The 19488-nt window shown below is 64.9% G+C and carries 14 protein-coding genes; 8 read left to right on the top strand and 6 right to left on the bottom strand.

Features of this window, described 5'->3' with window-relative positions; genetic code table 11:
- Positions 1–3 precede the first annotated feature (3 nt).
- Positions 4–1119 (bottom strand): glycosyltransferase, encoded by a 1116-nt coding sequence (locus JR064_RS08135; RefSeq protein WP_206229390.1) that lies wholly within the window; start codon positions 1117–1119, stop codon positions 4–6.
- A 112-nt stretch (positions 1120–1231) separates the two neighbouring features.
- Here JR064_RS08135 and JR064_RS08130 point away from each other — a divergent pair, with 112 nt between their 5' ends.
- Genes JR064_RS08130 through JR064_RS08120 form a run of 3 tightly spaced genes read left to right on the top strand, consistent with a single transcriptional unit; the run spans position 1232 to position 4075 of the window.
- Positions 1232–2044 (top strand): class I SAM-dependent methyltransferase, encoded by an 813-nt coding sequence (locus JR064_RS08130; protein ID WP_206229389.1) that lies wholly within the window; start codon positions 1232–1234, stop codon positions 2042–2044.
- Positions 2041–2910 carry an FkbM family methyltransferase gene (locus tag JR064_RS08125; protein WP_206229388.1) on the top strand — a complete coding sequence of 290 codons (870 nt, stop codon included), beginning with the start codon at positions 2041–2043 and terminating at the stop codon, positions 2908–2910. The genes JR064_RS08130 and JR064_RS08125 overlap by 4 nt, the downstream gene beginning before the upstream one ends.
- 1 nt (position 2911) lies before the next feature.
- Positions 2912–4075, top strand: a complete 1164-nt coding sequence (locus JR064_RS08120) for a glycosyltransferase (protein ID WP_206229387.1) — start codon at positions 2912–2914, stop codon at positions 4073–4075.
- Here the strand turns inward: JR064_RS08120 and JR064_RS08115 are convergent.
- From JR064_RS08115 to JR064_RS08105, 3 genes are read right to left on the bottom strand one after another with little or no spacing between them, the layout of a single operon-like run.
- A complete protein-coding gene (locus tag JR064_RS08115; protein WP_206229386.1) occupies positions 4050–5300 on the bottom strand; it encodes a lipopolysaccharide biosynthesis protein in 1251 nt (416 codons plus the stop codon). The two genes, JR064_RS08120 and JR064_RS08115, sit on opposite strands and share 26 nt — an antisense overlap.
- Entirely contained in the window at positions 5297–6499 is a 1203-nt protein-coding gene (locus JR064_RS08110; protein ID WP_206229385.1) for a glycosyltransferase, read from the bottom strand. The genes JR064_RS08115 and JR064_RS08110 overlap by 4 nt, the downstream gene beginning before the upstream one ends.
- Positions 6500–6522: 23 nt before the next feature.
- Positions 6523–7380: a glycosyltransferase family 2 protein gene (locus JR064_RS08105; RefSeq protein WP_206229384.1), complete on the bottom strand. Its 858-nt coding sequence runs from the start codon at positions 7378–7380 to the stop codon at positions 6523–6525.
- Positions 7381–7532: 152 nt separating this feature from the next.
- Here JR064_RS08105 and pilB point away from each other — a divergent pair, with 152 nt between their 5' ends.
- Positions 7533–9272 carry a type IV-A pilus assembly ATPase PilB gene (gene pilB, locus JR064_RS08100; protein ID WP_206229383.1) on the top strand — a complete coding sequence of 580 codons (1740 nt, stop codon included), beginning with the start codon at positions 7533–7535 and terminating at the stop codon, positions 9270–9272.
- 161 nt (positions 9273–9433) lie between these two features.
- On the opposite strand, the gene JR064_RS08095 is transcribed toward pilB, so the two are convergent.
- Together JR064_RS08095 and JR064_RS08090 are read right to left on the bottom strand one after the other, a co-directional pair.
- Complete coding sequence (locus JR064_RS08095) at positions 9434–10822, bottom strand: sigma-54-dependent transcriptional regulator (protein ID WP_179566650.1); 1389 nt, start codon at positions 10820–10822, stop codon at positions 9434–9436.
- A 74-nt stretch (positions 10823–10896) separates the two neighbouring features.
- Positions 10897–12510, bottom strand: coding sequence for a sensor histidine kinase (locus tag JR064_RS08090; RefSeq protein WP_191824385.1), 1614 nt, complete (start codon positions 12508–12510; stop codon positions 10897–10899).
- Positions 12511–12811: 301 nt separating this feature from the next.
- Here JR064_RS08090 and sucC point away from each other — a divergent pair, with 301 nt between their 5' ends.
- The 4 genes from sucC to JR064_RS08070 all read left to right on the top strand — a co-directional run bounded on the left by sucC (position 12812) and on the right by JR064_RS08070 (position 19285).
- Positions 12812–13975, top strand: coding sequence for an ADP-forming succinate--CoA ligase subunit beta (sucC, locus tag JR064_RS08085; RefSeq protein WP_206229382.1), 1164 nt, complete (start codon positions 12812–12814; stop codon positions 13973–13975).
- A gap of 23 nt (positions 13976–13998) precedes the next feature.
- Entirely contained in the window at positions 13999–14871 is an 873-nt protein-coding gene (sucD, locus tag JR064_RS08080) for a succinate--CoA ligase subunit alpha (RefSeq protein ID WP_179566644.1), read from the top strand.
- 84 nt (positions 14872–14955) lie between these two features.
- Positions 14956–16863 carry an SGNH hydrolase domain-containing protein gene (locus JR064_RS08075; protein WP_206229381.1) on the top strand — a complete coding sequence of 636 codons (1908 nt, stop codon included), beginning with the start codon at positions 14956–14958 and terminating at the stop codon, positions 16861–16863.
- Between the two features lie 355 nt (positions 16864–17218).
- Complete coding sequence (locus tag JR064_RS08070) at positions 17219–19285, top strand: pyrroloquinoline quinone-dependent dehydrogenase (RefSeq protein WP_338123877.1); 2067 nt, start codon at positions 17219–17221, stop codon at positions 19283–19285.
- Positions 19286–19488: the final 203 nt, after the last annotated feature.

Genomic DNA, 19488 nt, shown 5'->3' with positions numbered 1-19488 from the left:
GTATCACATCTGCGTCGACGTGCCGGCGGTTGTAATCCGAAGCGCCGAAGCGAGCGTGATTGCGCAATCGCGCCAAGTCGGTATGCGGACTGCGGGAACTGAGGGATGTGCCAACTGTGTAGAAATGCGGTCCGCCAGCATCTCCACATTGCCTTGCTCGTAAAGACAGGGAGCATGGTTGCCCAGTACCTGTGCGACGTCCCCTAGTGCTGTGGCCACCAACGGAATGCGCATCGCCAACATTTCATGCAGTTTCAGCGGGAAGCAGTAGCGTCCAAACGCCGAACTCCGGTTGCACACGATCCCGACGTCCAACGACGCCAGGGCATGGGGTACCTCGGTCTGTGGAAGTCTCCCCAGGTCGATGATGCGAGGGTGGAGATAGCGGCGAACTGTCCGATCGGTCGGCCCGGCATGAACCAGCCAAAGGTCTTGCATGCCTTTGGCCAATTGGATGAAAGCGTCAAACAGATCGCTGATGCCCCGGTTTGACGTCAGCGCCCCTGCTGTACCGATCAGGCGTGCATCGAGCGGCAGTCCCAGCGCAGCTCTGGAGGAGCGCTTGTCGAGGGGGTGAAAGATCTCGGTGTTCACGCCATTCACCACAACGTGGACGGGACAGGCTACCTGGTAGCCTCCACGGACATACTCCGCAAGGGCGCGCGACACTGTCGTCAATGCATGCGCGCGGCGGCAAGCCGATCGGAATGCGCCAGACAGCCCGGGTAGCCGCGAGAGGCCAAAGCTCTCATAGTTGTCATAGAGGTCAATGACGTAGGGAACGTCTCGCTTGATCGCCCATTGGGCGGCAAGCACCGCCTGGAGCATGTCGGAACTGGCCCACACGACATCTGGACGCCAGCGCGAGGTCGCTGTGTCGAGCCATTGGGAATGGCGAAGGAGGCCCTGTGGCAGCGCGTTGACCGAACGCCACTGTACGCCGAGATCGTCGGGTTCATGGACGTCTTCTTCTCGGCGCCGGCGATAGCTGAGTGCGCAGACGCGCACCGAGTGGCCCTGCCGGGCCAGCTCGCGAGGCAGCTCGTACAGTCGCCCAAAGCGGTCTTCAAGGAGATCCTTGTCCGAGTACTGCCGCTTGCAGACCACCAATATCTTCACTCGGGCGTTTCCTGTCGATCGGCGCTGAAGCGCCGCGCGTGCGACGGTCTGGCAAGCTTATCCTTCAGGCGTTAGATTAACCGCAGCCAGACCCTGCACTCCAGAGCCGTCAATGTCCGCCAGCGAACATCATCTCAAGAGCTTGCAGGCGATTCGGGCATACGAGTTGTGTCAGGCCCTTGCGTTCTTCCCAGTTCCTGCGCCTGGCCGGGAGGTAACCGTCCTGGAGTTGGGGGCGGGGACTGGTCAGCAGGCCTTGATGCTGAGGGAGGCTGGCTATGAAGTGCGTGCGGTGGATTTGCCAAGCAGTCACTACCATGATGCACGGGTCTTCGAAGTCGAGGACTACGATGGACGGACGCTTCCATTTGCCGATGGTGCGTTCGATATCGTTTTTTCCTCGAACGTTCTTGAGCATGTTGCGGACATCGACCGCATCCTGGATGAGACGAGGCGTGTGCTAAAGCGCGATGGCCAGGCAGTGCACGTGCTGCCCAGTAGCTCTTGCCGTCTTTGGAGCATTCCTGGCCACTATCTCTGGCTGGCACGCCGGGTGCTGCAACGGGTTTCCACCTCCACGAAAGCGCCAGCTGAGGGCGAGAATTCCGTTGCAATTCCAAAGACCCCATCGGGACTTGAGGAGTGGCTGAAGACGCTGTTTCCTTCGAGGCATGGAGAAAGAGGCAATGTGTTGACTGAGACGTTCTATTTTTCCCGCTCGTGGTGGTTGCAAGCGTTCCAAAAAGGGGGCTTTGAGGCGGTCACGATACATTCGACCGGGATTTTCTACACGATGTGCAATTCATTTGCGCATAAGTTGTCCATCGCGAGGAGGAAGAATCTCTCGTCGTTGTTGGGTTCGTCGTGCCACATCTATGTCCTGCGCAAGCTGAATCACATGCCGGACAAGGAGGTGCTCGGGTGAAGGTCGGTACCTTGCTCGGCCTCCGTGCCTCTGCCAGAGCATTCTCATTTGGCGGGCGGTTCAATGCTCCTCAATCCATCATGAGGCGACTCTTCCGGCATCACAGGGCCATGGTCAGCATCGGAGATTTTGACGGTGACATGGCGATGGACTTGTCTTTGACGGAACACATGCAGCGGCGCATCTTCTGGATGGGGTACTACAGCCAGGGCATCGTGGCCTTGTTGGACCGCACCCTGGCGCCCGGCATGAGCGTCATCGATGTTGGCGCCAATATCGGGGAGATCACACTGGTGGCGGCGAAGCGCGTGGGTCAGGCAGGGAGGGTCGTTTCGTTCGAACCTGTCGATGGCCTCGCCGACACGTTGTGTAGCCATGTGCTGCGAAACGATCTCCGCAACGTCACGGTGGTACGTCAAGGACTGTCGAATCGACATGACCATGTGCCGATCTTCTCTTCCTGCGGGCAAGGAGAGCCTGGAGACGAGCATCACGGGCTGGGCAGTCTGTTTGGAACACCTTCGCACGATCGCGCACTTCAAAACGTCGAAATAACGACGCTGGACGCTTATCTCGATGCAAATCCGCTCCCCAGGGTCGACGTCATCAAGGTCGATATCGAAGGTGCCGAGCTGCCCTGTCTGCAAGGCGCCAGGCTTACGTTGGGGAAGTACAAGCCCTCGTTGATCGTGGAGGTCCAGAAGGAGTCCTCGTTGAAAGCGGGGTACGATCAGCGCGATATACTGGACTATCTGCACGAATTCGGATATCGGTTCCATGCCATTCGGTCCGATGGAGCGCTATGGAACGTAGACCGTTCCTCTCTCGGGCCCTACCAGAACGTGCTTTGTACCGTCGCCGAGTAGAATGACGGATCCTGAGCCAGCCAACATCTGGATTCTCCTGAGCCGATTCGGTCATGGGGGTCTGGAGCGCGTGCAGGTTGCGCTCGCCAATGGGCTTTGCCTTCGAGGTCACCACGTCAAGCTTGTTGTGGGACAGGTGCTTGCGCATCCTGTTGATGGGCTCGTGGCGAACATTCCTGTTCTTGAAATCGCGTCAAAGGGGCCTTTTCATTTTTTATCGGGTTTTGGGCGCGAGTGGCGGCGGCAGGCGCCAGATGTAATTTTCACGACGTCCAATGACGTGGCGTGCCTTGTCCTGTTCTTGAAGTGCGTTTCCCGAAAAAAAATACGCGTGGTGATTACCCAGCACCTGTCGATATCGGGTCCGAGGATGGCGAGTCATGGCGCCAAACGGTTGAAGCTTGAATTGCTGAAGCGCGTGATGCGGGCGCTTTTTCCTCGTGCCGATGCTTGCGTCGCTGTGTCCGAATCGGTGGCTGGCGATATGCGCTCTGAATTGGCGCTGCTGCCTGACAAAGTCAGCGTCATCCATAATCCCGTGGTGGCGTCGGACTTTGAACTGCGCTCCTTGCAACAGGTGAACTGGCCGTGGCCGGACCGGAGTGCTCCCACCGTCATCTTCGTTGGCCGACTTTCGCCGGAGAAGCGTGTCGATCTCCTGCTTCACGCATTTTCTCAGGTCGTCACTCAAGGGCCAGCGCGGCTGCTGATGATTGGAACTGGCCCGCTGGAGCGCCGGGTGTCGCAATGGGTGGAGGCGACTGGGTCAGATGCGAGATACAAGTGGCTTGGCTATGTCCCTAATCCCTTGCCCTATATTCGTCAGGCAGACGTCCTGGTCCTGTGCTCAGATTACGAGGGCTTCGGAAATGTTCTCGTGGAAGCAATGGCATGTGGTACACAGGTCGTTTCGACGGATTGTCCCGACGGACCGCGCGAAATTCTGCAGGATGGAAAGTTCGGGCAGCTTGTCCGTTGCGGCGATCGCGATGCGCTGGCCGCAGCGTTGATCCATGTCATCGACGGCAGGTGCCGGGTCGAGCCTGACGCGTTGAGGCGACGGGCGGCCGAGTTCGGCGAGCAAAAATCAATCGATGCTTATGAAAAGCTTATCGCGGGACTCCAGTCACGAGTTCATGTCAGGTCGCGCTCGCCCGATGCGTGATCAGACGGATGGAGAACAGAAGCACCAAGGCGCATTCGCCTGCGATGATGGCCCAGGCGGAGCCTATTGCTCCTTGCGTAGGAGTGAAGGCGAACATTGCCCACGCCAGGACGCAAAGACCTATCGTCTCAAGCAATACCCTGGCCCGGATATCACTTCTCGCCAAGAGCCAGTGCGCCAACAGGATCCGCATGCAACTGATGGGCGCACACCAGGCGAGCAGCTTTACGACGGGTGCGGCGGATGCGAAGTCGCTGCCCAATATCGCGACGATTGTGCCCGATGCGAAGTAAAGAAACAGGGCCGCGACCAGCCCGTAAGCAAAGGTGCACGCGAGCAGCGCCCGCATCATGAATGGGTGCTCGTTCATGCCGGCCCCCTGCCGAAACATGCGAGGCAGCGCCGCACCGATGAGCCCTTCGATCGGGAGTGTCGCCAGTCCCGTGAACCGCTGAGCTGCGGTGAAGTTTCCTGCGATCGCTTCGCCTCCCCAGCGCAGCGCGAACGTCTTGTCCACGGAGGTCCATGCCATCGTGCTTGCCCAGATGCCTGAAAGTCCGATGCCGGCCCGCAAGTCGTTCCAGGCAAGTGAATGGTTTGGCGAGTTTGCGAGCAATCGCCTTGTGCATCCGTGCCGCAGCAAGATGGCGCAAGCGGCCAGCGCTGTCAGATGCAGCCAGACGTACAAGGAAAGTCCCTGACCAGATTCGAGTTGCATGAAGGCGCCAACCGCGGCGACTCTAGCCAAGGAACCTGCAACGGGTACCGCTGCTGCTTGCAGCACCAGTGTATGGGCAGCGTATGCGGAGGCAACCTGGGCGATGATTGGTGCGAACAGAATTTCCGATAGCCCGATGCCGAGCAGTATCCAGCTGCCTGGCTGTTTGAAGATGGCGCTTCCAAGCACCAAGTACACGAGCAGAAGCAGCGGTGTACTCCATGCCAAGGCACGTCCCGCCTGTTGCCATCTCATGGGGAATAAGGTGTGGTCGCGCGCCGTATCCTGATACATACGCAAGCCAAGTCCGAAGCCGGCGAAACCTCCCAGCGCAACGGCCAAACCTGCAATGCCTGAGTAGTTTCCGTAACCAGATGCCCCTAGTACGCGCGCCAAAAGCAGCACCCAAACGAGTTGGCTAGCTACTCGCAACGCGTGCCAGAGCGTTGTGCCGAGGGTGTTGCGTGCCAGCCAACCCAGTTTTGGCATGCGAAACTTGGCATTCATCGTGAAGAGCCGGCGAAGCGTCGTCGCATCACGCTATCCAGCAATGCTGCGTATGCCCCCGCGCGCACATGCCAGTCAAAGCCGCGCACGTCGTTTGGATCGACCAGCTGCGGTGAGCGGATTAGGCGCGAGACGGTGTGGGCCAATGCTGCTGCGCTACCCGGCGGAACCGTATGCACCCCGTTGCATGTCTCAGCCAAGCGTCGGACTGCAGGGATGGCGGACACCACAACCGGGCAACCGCATCCTAGTGCTTCTATCGACACGAGTCCGAGCCCGTCCTGGTCGCCACCTTTTGCCTCTACAAAAGGGGCGACGAGCAAGGCGGCGCGGCGGTAGAGTGAGGGAAGCTCCGCCTGGGGAATCGCACCCAGGAAGCAGACAACGTCCTGCAGTCCCAGGTCGCGGACCTGCTTCCTGCGCGTCTCCAGTTCGGGACCGAACCCGGCAACTGTCAACGTAGCACCGGGGACGGCGGCCCGGATCGCGTGCATCGCAGCGATCAGGAACCGAAGGCCCTTTTTTTCCACAAGCCGACCAACGAATAATATTTCCGTACGCGATCGTGGTACTGCGGGGTCGGGAAAAAACCTGGCTGAAAGATCTGTCCCCATCGGCTCTACCACCACCTTGGACATATCTGTCCCCAGGTTGGTCACCTTCTCCAGCATGCCCTCGCTGACGACGGCGAGACACGCCGATCGGCGTATCACCATGCGTTTGATCATGCGGAAAGGCCACGACTTCAGCGCGAACAGATCCGCACCATGAGAGGTGACCAGGAACGGTATGGAGGGTGTAGCAATCGTCAGCGCAGTGGCAACCAGCCCCTGCGGCAGCAGCCAGTGCGCATGGATGACGGCGGGTCGATATTTGCGGGCCACCCGATAGGCCGCGACCAGTTGGCCGAGGAAAAATCCGGGGAGCATGAGTGCCTTCCAAGGATGGCGTCTCACGTTCGATACCATTCCGCCATCGTTTACCAAGGTTTCCCATCGCTGAGGAGCGTAACGATAACGATGGATTTCGACGGAATCCATTAGCTCGCGGCCTAGGGCGCCCTTGGCGCCAGGACAGATCACCACGACGCGGAACCGGTCGGTCAAGCGTCGGCACAACTCATGGACGAAGCCAGGTTCCGTGTCGTCGCGCCAACGAGGATAGGTGGAGGCCAGCACCAAGAGCGTCGGCTTGGTCATGTCTCGGCTCTTCCCGCGTACGTTCAGGCGTCGCGCCGATAGGTCAGGTTGGTGATCTGCTCGGAAATCAGCCCAATCAGAAAAATGATCACCGCGGCGCTGAACAATAACGTGCTCATATTGGTGAAGCGGTGCATCGTCGCGAACGTGTAGCCATAGTAGGTGAGTCCGAGGGCAAAGAACGCCATCGAGACCGGAACGAACAGCTTCAGCGGAGAATACAGCGTGGCGATCTTGAAGATGATCAGTAGGAAGCGGATGCCGTCCTTCATCGGGCGGATGTGGCTGCCGTTGCCGACGCGCTTCGCGACCGGGATCGGCACGTAGGCGACCGGATAGGCGCTGCGAAAGAACGCCATCGTGCTGGTGGTGGGGTAGCTGAAGCCGTTCGGGAGCAGGTGCAGGAATTCGCGAAACCTGTCAGCGCGGACTGCACGGAAGCCGGAGGTGAGGTCCTTCACCTCGAAGCCGGTCATGCGGCTTGCCAGCCAGTTGTAGAAACGATTGGCGAGCCCGCGATGCATGCTGGCCTGGCCGCCGCTGTCGCGTGCGCCGACGACCATGTCGTAGCCCTGGCTCAGCGTGGCTAGCAGTTTCTGGATATCACCGGGATCGTGCTGGCCGTCCGCGTCCATGAAGACGAGGATGTCGCCGCTAGCGGCACGCGCGCCGCGTTTGATCGCCGCGCCGTTGCCCATCGAGTAAGGGCTGCCGATGACCCGGGCGCCCTGGTCGCGCGCGACCTGCGCGGTCGCATCGGTAGAGCCGTCGTCCACGACGATGATCTCGGCATCCGGCATTTCTTCACGCAGCCGGGGCAGCGTACGCGACAGGCCGGCCACCTCGTTCTTGGCCGGCAGGATGATGCTGATCTTGTCCAAAGGTCGACCCCTAGTTCCCCGTTCGCTATGTTAATCGCAGTCGCGGCCCGATTCATGGCGTGGGGCAGAATGGCCTGCTGTATGTGCCTGTGCCAGAGGCGGTTGCGCTGGAATTGCAGTATCTTTGGTCCGCAAGAACGGGGGCTTTTCACATGAACGCAGCTGTCTCGGCCAACCTGGTCGGCATCACCGGTATCGCGCGCCGCCTGGTTCAGGATGGCGCGCTCGAGGAAGCGGTCGCCCGCACCGCGATGGCGCATGCTGCCGAGGCCAAGATCCCGCTGCCGCAGTGGTTCTCCGAGAAGAAGCTGGTCACCGCGGCGCAGCTGGCCGCCGCCAATGCGGTCGAGTTCGGCATGCCGCTGCTGGATGTGTCGGTGTTCGATGCCAGCCAGAACGCGATGAAGCTGGTCAGCGAGGAGTTGCTGCAGAAGTACCAGGTGCTGCCGCTGTTCAAGCGCGGCAACCGGCTGTTCGTGGGGGTCAGCAATCCGACCCAGACCCGGGCGCTGGACGACATCAAGTTCCACACCAACCTGACGGTGGAGCCGATCCTGGTCGACGAGGACCAGATCCGGCGCACGCTGGAGCAATGGCAGGCGAGCAGCAATGCGATCGGCGATGCCCTGGGCGGCGACGATGAGGGGATGGACAACCTCGAGGTCGGTGCTGGCGACGAGGACATGGGCAGCGGTGGCGATACCGGCGTCGACGCCAAGGGCGACGATACGCCCGTGGTCAAGTTCGTGAATAAGGTGCTGGTCGATGCGATCCGCCGCGGCGCTTCGGACATCCATTTCGAGCCGTACGAGGACGATTACCGGGTGCGGCTGCGCATCGATGGCCTGCTCAAGAGCGTGGCCAAGGCGCCGGTCAAGCTCAATCAGCGCATCGCGGCGCGGTTGAAGGTGATGTCGCAGCTGGACATCGCCGAGAAGCGCGTGCCGCAGGATGGGCGCATCAAGCTCAACCTGTCCAAGAGCAAGCAGATCGACTTCCGCGTCAGTACGCTGCCGACGCTGTTCGGCGAGAAGATCGTGCTGCGTATCCTCGATGGCAGCGCGGCCAAGCTGGGCATCGACAAGCTCGGCTACGAGCCGGAGCAGCAGAAGCTGTTCCTGGACGCGATCCACAAGCCCTACGGCATGGTGCTGGTGACCGGCCCGACCGGTTCGGGCAAGACGGTGTCGCTGTACACGGCGCTGGGCATCCTCAACGACGATACCCGCAACATCTCCACTGCCGAGGATCCGGTCGAAATCCGCCTGCCCGGGGTCAACCAGGTACAGCAGAACAACAAGCGCGGCATGACCTTCGCCGCGGCGCTGCGCTCGTTCCTGCGCCAGGATCCGGACATCATCATGGTCGGCGAAATCCGCGACCTGGAAACCGCCGAGATCGCGATCAAGGCGGCGCAGACCGGCCACATGGTGCTGTCCACGCTGCACACCAACGATGCGCCGCAGACCATCGCGCGGCTGATGAACATGGGCATCGCGCCTTACAACATCACCAGCTCGGTGACGTTGGTGATCGCGCAGCGCCTGGCGCGGCGGCTGTGCAACAACTGCAAGCGGCTGGCCCCGGCCATGCCGGAGAACGCGCTGTTGAAGGAAGGCTTCACCGAGGCCGAAATCGCCGCCGGCATCCAGCTGTACGAGGCGGTCGGCTGCGACGAGTGCACCGAAGGCTACAAGGGCCGCACCGGCATCTACCAGGTGATGCCGATGAACGACGAGATCGGGGCGATCGTGCTGCAGGGCGGCAATGCGATGGACATCGCCGAGGCGGCGCAGAAGATCGGCGTCAAGGACCTGCGCCAGTCGGCACTGCTCAAGGCGCGCAACGGCATCACCAGCCTGGCCGAGATCAATCGCGTGACCAAGGACTGATGGAGCCGGGATTCGGCATTCGGGATTGGGGATTCGCAAGAGCGGAGCCGCGACTCCTCCCGATCCCTGATCTGCCTTTTCTACCTAGGCCGAATTAGGAGAGGAATGGGACGCCGTTGCTTTTACGAATCCCCAATCCCGACTCCCCATTCCCCGCTCTTCTACTCCATCCCCAACTTCTTGAGCTTGTAGCGCAGCGCGCGGAAGGTGATGCCGAGCTGGGCCGCGGTGCGGGTCTTGTTCCAGCGGTTCTCCTCCAGCGCCTTCTGGATCGCGGCGCGCTCGAGCTGCTCGATGTAGGAGGGCAGGGCGGAGGAGGTCGGGTCGATGTCGACCACGCCGGGCGGCAGCGCGGGGGCGGCTTCGGCCGCGGCGCGGGCGCTGTTGCCGGGCTGCGGCAGGCGCAGGTCGGCGGCGCTGATCTGGTCGTCTTCGGCCATCGCCAGGGCGCGCTCGAGGATGTTCTCCAGTTCGCGCACGTTGCCGGGGAAGGCGTAGCGGTTCAGCGCGTCCAGCGCCGACGGCGACAGCAGCGGGGTGACCCGGCCGTGGCTCTTGGCCAGCCGCGCCAGGATCGCCGCGGCCAGTTGCGGCAGGTCGCCGCCGCGGTCGCGCAGCGGCGGCACCCGCAGTTCGATCACGTTGATGCGGTAGTACAGGTCGTGGCGGAAGCGGCCGTCGGCGACCAGGTCGGCCAGGTCCTTGTGCGTGGCCGACAGGATGCGCACGTCGGTCGGCACTTCGGTCGAGGCGCCGACCGGGCGCACCGACTTCTCCTGGATCGCGCGCAGCAGCTTGACCTGCATCGGCAGCGGCAGCTCGGCGACTTCGTCCAGGAACAGGGTGCCGCCGTGCGCGGCCTGGAACAGGCCGGCCTGGTCGGCATGAGCGCCGGTGAAGCTGCCTTTCTTATGGCCGAAGAACTCGCTTTCCATCAGTTCGGCCGGGATCGCGCCGCAGTTGACCGGCACGAACGGACCGGCCGCGCGCGCGCCCTGCTCGTGGATGGTGCGCGCGACCAGTTCCTTGCCGACGCCGGACTCGCCGAGGATGTAGACCGGCGCCTGGCTGCGCGCGACCTTGGCGATGGTGGCGCGCAGCACGTCCATCGCCGTCGAGGCGCCGAGCAGGCGGCTGGCCTGCTCCGGCGGCGGCGCCGGCGGCGCGGCGCGTTCGCTGTTGTTGAGTTCCAGCGCGTGCTTGACCAGGCCGCGCAGCACGTGGATGTCCACCGGCTTGCTGACGAAGTCGAAGGCGCCGGCCTTCAGCGCTTCCACCGCCAGGTCCATGCTGCCGAAGGCGGTGATCATCGCCACCGGCGTGCGTGGGTAGTGGCGGGCGATCTCGCTGACCAGTTCGATGCCGTTGCCGTCGGGCAGGCGCATGTCGGTGATGCACAGGTCGTAGGGATTGCTCGCCAGCAGTTCGCGGGCTTCGGCGAGGTTGGCGGCGGTGCTGATGCGCAGCCCCATCCTGCCCAGGGTCAGCACCAGCAGTTCGCGGATGTCGCGTTCGTCGTCGACGACCAGGGCGCTTCGGGTTTCGTTCATGTGCGGAAAAGATAGCCCAGGTACGGGGGGAGCGCCAAATTATCGACGCGGCGGGGGATATGGTGACGTGCGTCTCACCCCGAGAGCATGGTGTGCGGGCCAGGCAGGACCACGCGGAAGCAGGCGCCGCCGGCCGGTACCGGGACGTATTCCAGGCGTGCCTGGTTGGCCCGGCACAGCTCGCGGGCGATATACAGGCCCAGCCCGGTGCCGTGCTCGGAGGTGGTGAAGAACGGGCGGAACAGCTGCGCGGCGACCGCTTCGGGAATGCCGGGACCGCGGTCCATGACATCGACGATGGCATTGCGTTCCTGCATCGCCACGCGCAGCCGCACCCGCGCCGGCTCCTCCATCACCCGGCCGTACTTGAGCGCGTTGTGCACCAGCGCGCTGAGGATCTGGTGCAGGTGCTTGGGATCGACCAGCGCGTGCACCGGCTGCGGCGCGAGGATGGCTTCCAGGCTGTCGGTCTCGATCGACAGGGTCTGCCGGTATTCCAGCACGAAGCGGCGCACGAACACGCCCAGGTCCAGGTTCTCCGGATTGGAGCGCTCGCGCCGGGCCAGGCCCAGCACGCTCTCGACGATGCCGTTGGTGCGCTGGCACTGCATGTGGATGATCTGCAGCAGGCGGCGGTCGGCGTCGCCGATCGCCGGCGATTCCTCGAGCAACTGCGAGGCGTAGCTGATCGCGGCCAGCGGGTTGCGGATCTCGTGCGCCAGGCTGGCCGAGAAGCGGCCCAGCGCCGACAGGGTCAGCGATTCGGCGCGCCGCGACACCACCGTCGCATCGTCCAGGAACACCAGGGTCAGGTCGCCTTCCATCAGCAGCCGGGCGAAGCGTGGCTGCACCTCCGGCTGGTCCGGCGACAGCTGTAGCGGGGTCTCTTCCTGATTCCAGCCGTTGCGCCAGCGTTGCAGCCGCTTGCCCAGCTCCGGCGCGGCGCTGAGCAGGTCCAGGCGGCCGCTGGCGCTGTTGCCGTCGGCATCGCCGAGCAGTGCCGAGGCGGCCTCGTTGGCCAGGGTGACGCGGTTCTGCGCGTCCACCACCAGCACCCCGGTGCGCATGCGGCGGATGATCAACTCGTTGATTTCGTAGAGATTGGCCACCTCGGCGCCGCGCCGATCGGCCAGCGTCTGGCTGCTGCGCGCGCGCTGCCCGATCTGGTAGCAGATGTAGGACACCGCCAGGTAGCTGGTCGCGAACATGGCCAGTTCGGCCAGGCTGCGGGTGCTTTCGCCGCCGTCCAGCGAGGTCCACACGTATTCCAGCAGGGTCGCCGCGGCCGCGGTCAGGGCGACGCCGAAGCCGTAGCGCAACGGCAGCAGCATCGCCGCGGCGGCGACATTGAACAGCAGCATCATCGCGATGCCGGCGCTGGCCGCCGGCAGCGCGTGCGCGGCCAGGGTGGCCGCGGCGATGTCCGCGGTCGCGCTGCAGAACACGATCGGGATCAGATGGCGTTCGTTGCGGCCCCACAGCAACAGCAGCAGCGCCACCAGCAGGTAGGCGCCGGCCAGCCCGACCGCCAGTTGCGGGAAGCGCGGCGCGCCGACCAGCACGCTCAACGGGCTGAACACCAGCGCGGCGATCAGTCCGGCCACCAGGACCCGGTACAGCGCGAAGAAGTACAGCTCGCGGCGCGGGATGGACTCGATGCGGTCGATGAGCGAGGCGCTTGTGGGCAAGCCGGACTCCAGCCAGGCGACGGACGGCGCGAGTATAGGCGTCGCGCCGGGGAATGCGATGGCAGAGGCGCACCGGTGGCGGCCTCGGCATGGCCGAGGACGGGGCTGCGCGGGACCGCCCGGGCCGCGTCGCGACGGTGCCGGGCCGGGTCTGTGGGCCCGCCCGCGGCGGTGCCGGAAACCAGCGCTTTTGCGCCGCCGCCCAGGGTCGGCCACAATATGCGGCCCGTCCGTACCATTCCGGCCGCCATTCCAGGCCCGGATCGCTGCGGGACGGTCGTTCCTCTTCCCACGGTGACGCATGAATTTCCACGAATACCAGGCGAAACAACTGTTTGCCGACTACGGCATCCCGGTCCCGGCCGGACGCGTCGCGTCCACGCCCGAAGAAGCTGTCGAAGCGGCCAATGCCTTGGGCAATGGCCCCTGGATGGTCAAGGCCCAGATCCACGCGGGCGGCCGCGGCAAGGCCGGCGGCGTGAAGTTCTGCAAGACCACCGACGACGTCAAGGCCGCTGCGGCCAAGATGCTCGGCACCTCGATGGAAACCTACCAGTCCGCTGGCGTGGCCCTGCCGATCAGCCTGGTGCTGGTCACCGAGGCCGGCGAGATCGCCAAGGAACTGTACCTGTCGGTGCTGGTGGACCGCGGCACCCAGTCGATCACCTACATCGCCTCGTCGGAAGGCGGCGTGGACATCGAGCAGGTCGCAGCCGAGACCCCCGAGAAGATCCAGACCCTCAACGTGAACTTCGTCGAAGGCCTGCAGCCTTACCAGGCGCGCGAGATCGGCTTCAAGCTCGGCCTCAACGCCAAGCAGGCCAACCAGCTGGCCAAGATCATGGGCGGCCTGTACACCCTGTTCAACGAAAAGGACCTGGCGCTGGTCGAACTGAACCCGCTGGCGATCCTGGACAGCGGCGACCTGTACGCGCTCGACGGCAAGGTCAACTCCGACGACAACGCCACCTTCCGCCACAAGGATCTGGCCTCCATGCGCGACAAGACCCAGGAAGACGAGGCCGAAGTGCGCGCCAGCGAGTACGACCTGAACTACGTGACCATGGACGGCAACATCGGCTGCATGGTCAACGGCGCCGGTCTGGCCATGGCCACCATGGACGTGATCGCGCTCAACGGCGGTTCGCCGGCCAACTTCCTGGATGTCGGCGGCGGCGCCACCAAGGAGCGCGTGACCGAGGCGTTCAAGCTGATCCTGTCCTCGGACAAGGTCAAGGCCATCTTCGTCAACATCTTCGGCGGCATCGTCCGCTGCGACATGATCGCCGAGGGCATCATCGCCGCGGTCAAGGAAGTGGACGTCAAGGTGCCGGTGGTGGTGCGTCTGGAAGGCACCAACGTCGAGGCAGGCAAGAAGCTGCTGGCCGAATCCGGCCTGGCCATCACCCCGGCCGACGACATCAACGATGGCGCCAAGAAGGTCGTCGCAGCCGTCGCTGCCTGAACCCACGAGACTAGGAAGAATTCATGTCTGTTTTGATCAACAAGAATACGAAGGTCATCGTGCAGGGCTTTACCGGCCAGCAGGGGACTTTCCACGCGACCCAGATGGTCGAGTACGGCACCCAGGTGGTCGGCGGCGTGACCCCGGGCAAGGGCGGCACCACCCACATCAACCTGCCGGTGTTCAACACCGTGCGCGAAGCGGTCGACGCCACCGGCGCCGATGCGTCGGTGATCTACGTGCCGCCGCCGTTCGCGGCCGATGCGATCCTGGAAGCGGCCTCGGCCGGCATCAAGGTCATCGTCTGCATCACCGAAGGCATCCCGGTGCTGGACATGCTGCGGGTCAAGAACGTGCTGAAGTCGCACCCGGACGTGACCCTGATCGGGCCGAACTGCCCCGGCGTGATCACCCCGGGCGAGTGCAAGATCGGCATCATGCCGGGCCACATCCACATGCCGGGCAAGATCGGCATCGTGTCGCGCTCGGGCACGCTGACCTATGAAGCCGTGAAGCAGACCACCGCTGCCGGCCTGGGCCAGTCCACCGTCATCGGCATCGGTGGCGATCCGATCAACGGCCTGAACTTCGTCGACTGCCTCAAGCTGTTCAACGAAGACCCGCAGACCCAGGGCATCATCATGGTCGGCGAGATCGGCGGCGACGCCGAGGAAGCCGGTGCCGAGTACATCAAGGCCCACGTCAAGAAGCCGGTCGTCGGTTTCATCGCCGGCGCCTCGGCTCCTCCGGGCAAGCGCATGGGCCACGCCGGTGCGATCGCCTCGGGCGGTTCGGGCACCGCGGCCGGCAAGTTCGCGGCGATGGAAGCCGCTGGCGTCAAGACCGTCCGTTCGCCGGGCGACCTGGGCGCGGCGATCGCTTCGCTGGTGAAGTAATTCGAAGTCTGGATGTAGCACTCAGAAGGCCCGCCTCGTGCGGGCCTTCTGATGTCCAGGGGGCGAAAAAAGGGGCGGGCAGGCGTGAGGTTCCGTAACGAAATCGAAGGTCTGCGCGGCGTTGCGGTGCTGATGGTGGTGCTGGCCCATGCCAAGCTTCCCTTTCTGCCCGGCGGCTACGTGGGCGTGGACGCCTTCTTCGTCATCTCCGGGTTTCTCATCACCGGCTTGTTGCAGCAGGAATTGCAGGCGACCGGCAGCATCGATGTCCGGCAGTTCTATGCACGCCGCATCAGACGGTTGCTTCCGGCATTCGGCGTCATGCTTCTGGCGAGTGCGGCGCTTGCGCTCTGGTTGCTGCCCAGGAGCAGTTGGGGCGTGCAGGCCGAAGCCGCGCGCTGGGCCGCACTGTGGGCGTCGAACATATTTTTCGCGGGTGCCGATTCCGGCTATTTCGATCAAGGGACCGAAGCCAATCTCTATTTGCACACCTGGTCGCTGAGCGCCGAGGAGCAGTTCTACCTGATCTGGCCCGCGCTCATCGGCCTTGCCTGGAAGCTCGGACGTCGGCGCGGCACGACGACGCTGGTCTGGACGCTGGTGGTGCTGGGTTTCGGGTTGACGGTAGCGGCTACTGCGCTGGCGCCGTTGCATGCCTATTACCAGATGCCGTGTCGCCTTTGGCAATTGGCGTTGGGTGCGGGAGTCCAGCTTTCTGTCGGCCAGGCGCGTCTTTCGCTGCGGCGGATCCATGCCGCTCGTGCCGTCGGCTGTGTGCTGCTGGTCGTTGCCGCGCTCTGGCTGGCACCGGATCGGATCTCGTATCCGGGGGCGTGGGCGCTGTTGCCCACGGTGGCCGCTGCGTTGCTGTTATTGAACGGCCCGGAAGGCTGGCGGGACGCTTGGTTGGACGTGAAACCGCTGCGATACCTCGGTCGTTTGTCGTACAGCTGGTATCTCTGGCACTGGCCGGTTCTGGTCCTGGGTTTCTCGTTGGTCGGCCGCACTCCATCGGTCGGGCTCGCCGCCGCGGCGCTGTCGCTGGTTCCCGCCTGGCTCAGTTGGAGATTCGTCGAACAGCGCGTTCGCATGATGGAACGAGGCCAGGGAACCACTTGGGTGCTGGCTGGCTTGCTGGTATCGGCACTGTTGGCCTATGCGGCGATGGCGTGGGAGCAGGTGGCGTTCGTGCCTGAGCGGCCGGATCCGCGGAACCAGGCCTTGCTGGCGACTCTCACCACACCGGCGCTGTACCGACAGCGCGGCTGTGACGAATGGTTCCATGCCGACCGCCTCGTCCCTTGCTCCCTGGTTCGTGCCACGTCCGAAGACGCTCCGGTCGTGGTGCTGGCGGGCGACAGCGTAGCGGCGCAATGGTCGACCGCGTTGGAGAGCATCGCCCGTACGCGCGGCTGGAACCTCGTGGTTCTGACCAAATCGTCGTGTCCGATGATCGATCATCCATTTGTCTATCCTCGGATCAACCGACGCTACGTGGAGTGCGAGCGTTGGCGGGATCGCGTGGTGGCGTATCTGCACGAGCGGCCGCCGACATTGCTGGTGCTGGGCTCTTCGGCGGCCTATGCGATCGATCCGGCGGATTGGGAGGGCGGGACGCGCAGGTTTCTGAAGCGGATCGAGGGCGCTTCGGAGCGCACCATCCTGCTCGCGCCGACGCCGCTTTTGCCGTTCGATGGCCCGCAGTGCGCATTGGCGCATCGCGGAGAGGACAGGAACTTGGCGCAGGAATGCAGCGTGCCGCTGCGGCAGGCTCGGCCGAGCGCGCTCATCGCGCGGCTGCAGGCCGCTGTCGCAGGCCATCCAGCGGTGCGACTGGTCGATCTGGGAGACGCGGTCTGCCCAGGACAGACCTGCTCCGCCGAGCGCAACGGCTTGCTGTTGTATCGGGATGGCCAACATCTCAACGCGAACTATGTTCTGCAACTGGCGCCAGTACTCGAGGCTGCACTGGATCCGCCCTCTGTCCATTGAAGGTGGCCGGCGTGATCAATGGCCAGGCGTCGGACCGATGCACGATGGCGTGCGTGGGCTCCATGAGTTGCCCTGGCCTGCGATCCTGGCAGTGGACGAAGCAACCGCACCGTCACTCCTGTTTCAAACCCCGGCCGGCAAGCAGCGGCCAGATCGTGGCCGCCGGCGCGCGTGAGTCGAGCGCCCGGTCTTTCCGACTTGCCATTCGTCCCTGCCGGGCCACCACCGGTCACCGGGACGACCCCGACGATCCCTCCGTCGCTGCGGACAAGTGTGTGTTGTCGATACTGCACGGCACTTCGGATGCGACGGGAACGGCATGGTGATCAGCGGATGGCGAACGGCAGTGTGTGGGGTGGGACTGGCGCTCGGCGCCGGCGGGATCTGCGCGGCGGCGCCGGGCGACTGGTCCAGCTATGCCGGCGCGCCCGGCGGCGGCCAGCATTCGCCGCTGACCCAGATCACTCCGGACAACGTGGGACGGCTGCGCATCGCCTGGTCGTTCCGGACCGGCGAACTCGGCGCGGGCCTGCCGGATCCGGAGCGGCGCCGCTTCGAGGCCAATCCGCTGGTGCTGGACGGGCGCATGTACCTGGTCACCGGCACCGGCATCGCCTTCGCGCTGGATGCGGCCAGCGGCCGCGAACTGTGGTCGTTCGACGCCCAGGTCGCGCGCGGCAAGCACTACAGCGATCCGGCCTCGCGCGGGGTGAGCTTCTGGCGCGACGCGCAGGCCGCGGCAGGCGCGTGCCGCGAGCGCATCGTGTTCGGCACCCTGGACGCACGGCTGATCGCGCTGGACGCCGCCGACGGTCGGCCCTGCGCCGGGTTCGGCACTGCCGGCAGCATCGACCTGCGGGCCGGGATCGACGTGCAGGACAGGCCCGGCGATGCCTGGGCCAACTATGCGGTGACCTCGCCGCCGGTGGTGGCCGGCGACGTGCTGGTGGTGGGCAGCTCGATCGGCGACAACCGCGGGCATGCGCTGGAGCAGGGTGTGGTGCGCGGCTACGACGTGCGCAGCGGGCGCGAATTGTGGCGCTGGGATCCGGTGCCGCGCGCTCCGGCCGCGGCGGCCGCGGCCGGCTGGCAGCCGGAGCAGGCCGCCACGGTCGGCGGCGGCAACGCCTGGGCGCCGCTGGCGGTGGATCCGGCACTGGGGCTGGTGTACGTGCCGACCGGCTCGGCCAGTCCCGACTACTACGGCGGCGAGCGGCTCGGCGACAACCGCGATGCGAATTCGCTGGTGGCGCTGGACCTGCACAGCGGGCGCCGGGTGTGGGCGCAGCAACTGGTGCATCACGACCTGTGGGACTACGACCTGGCCTCGCAGCCGGTGCTGACGACGGTGCAGACCGCGCAGGGGCCGCGCGAGGCGGTGCTGCAGGCGACCAAGACCGGCTTCCTGTTCGCCTTCGACCGGCGCGACGGCAGCCCGGTGTTCCCGATCAGCGAAGTGCCGGTGCCGGCGACCGACGTACCCGGCGAGCGCATCTCGCCGACCCAGCCGATGCCCGAGCCGGCGCTGCGCCTGGCGCGACATACGCCGCTGACCGCCGCCGACGCCTGGGGCGCGACGCCGGGCGCGCGCCGCGAGTGCGCCGCGCTGATCGCCGGGCTGCGTTCGGAAGGCCTGTTCACTCCGCCCAGCGTGCGCGGCACGATCGCGCTGCCGGGCTGGGCCGGCGGGGTGAACTGGGGCGGCATCGCGGTGGACCCGCAGCGCCAGCTGGCGATCCTGCCGGTGTCGGATCTGCCGATGCAGGTGGCGCTGATCCCGCGCGACCACTTCAGCGAGGCCGATTACGCGCGCCATCCCGACCAGCAATTCAACGACATGCAAGGCACGCCGTACTACATGCGCCGCGGCATGCTGGGCTCGTCCCGCGGCGTTCCCTGCGTCAAGCCGCCGTGGGGGCGGCTGGTGGCGGTCGATCTGCGCACGCGCAAGATCGCCTGGGAACGCCCGCTCGGCACACTGGAAGAGCGGCTGCCGTGGCTGCCGCTGGACGTGGGCACGCCGCTGCTCGGCGGCGCGGTGACCACCGCCAGCGGGCTGACCTTCATCGCCGCGGCCGCCGATGCGCGCCTGCGCGCGCTCGACAGCGCCAGCGGCAAGACCCTGTGGGACGCAAAGCTGCCGGCGGGCGGCCAGGCCACGCCGTCGATCTATGCGGTGGGCGGCAAGCAGTACGTGGTGATCGCCGCCGGCGGCCGCGAGGGCATGGGGGCGCTGGGCGATTACGTGGTCGCCTATACGCTGGATGGCCAGGGCCAGGAGGTGGTGTTCCAGCACGGCGTGGCCGCGCGCATGGCGACGCTTGGCATCGTCGCGCTGGCCCTGCTCGCGGCCGTGGTGACGCTGTGGCGGCGCTGGCGTCGTCGGCGTCGTGTGCGGGCAGGGAGCCGCGGCAATGGGTGAGGCGATGCGCGGCGTGCCGCTTCCTGTGGGAGCGACTTCAGTCGCGAAGCGAGGTCTGTCAGCGACCGGCTTCGGAGCCAGTCGGGACTGAAGTCCCTCCCACAGTGCACCCAGTGCGCACTCGGAATGCCGCTTCTTGTAGGAGCGGCTTCAGCCGCGACACGGAGTCTGTCAGCGACCGGCTTCGGAGCCAGTCGGGACTG

Origin of the sequence: Xanthomonas bonasiae, assembly GCF_017163705.1 — a bacterium.
In the GTDB taxonomy this organism is placed as follows: domain Bacteria; phylum Pseudomonadota; class Gammaproteobacteria; order Xanthomonadales; family Xanthomonadaceae; genus Xanthomonas_A; species Xanthomonas_A bonasiae.
The sequence above is the reverse complement of the archived record's forward strand: the minus strand, read 5'-3'. Positions and strand labels throughout refer to the sequence as shown.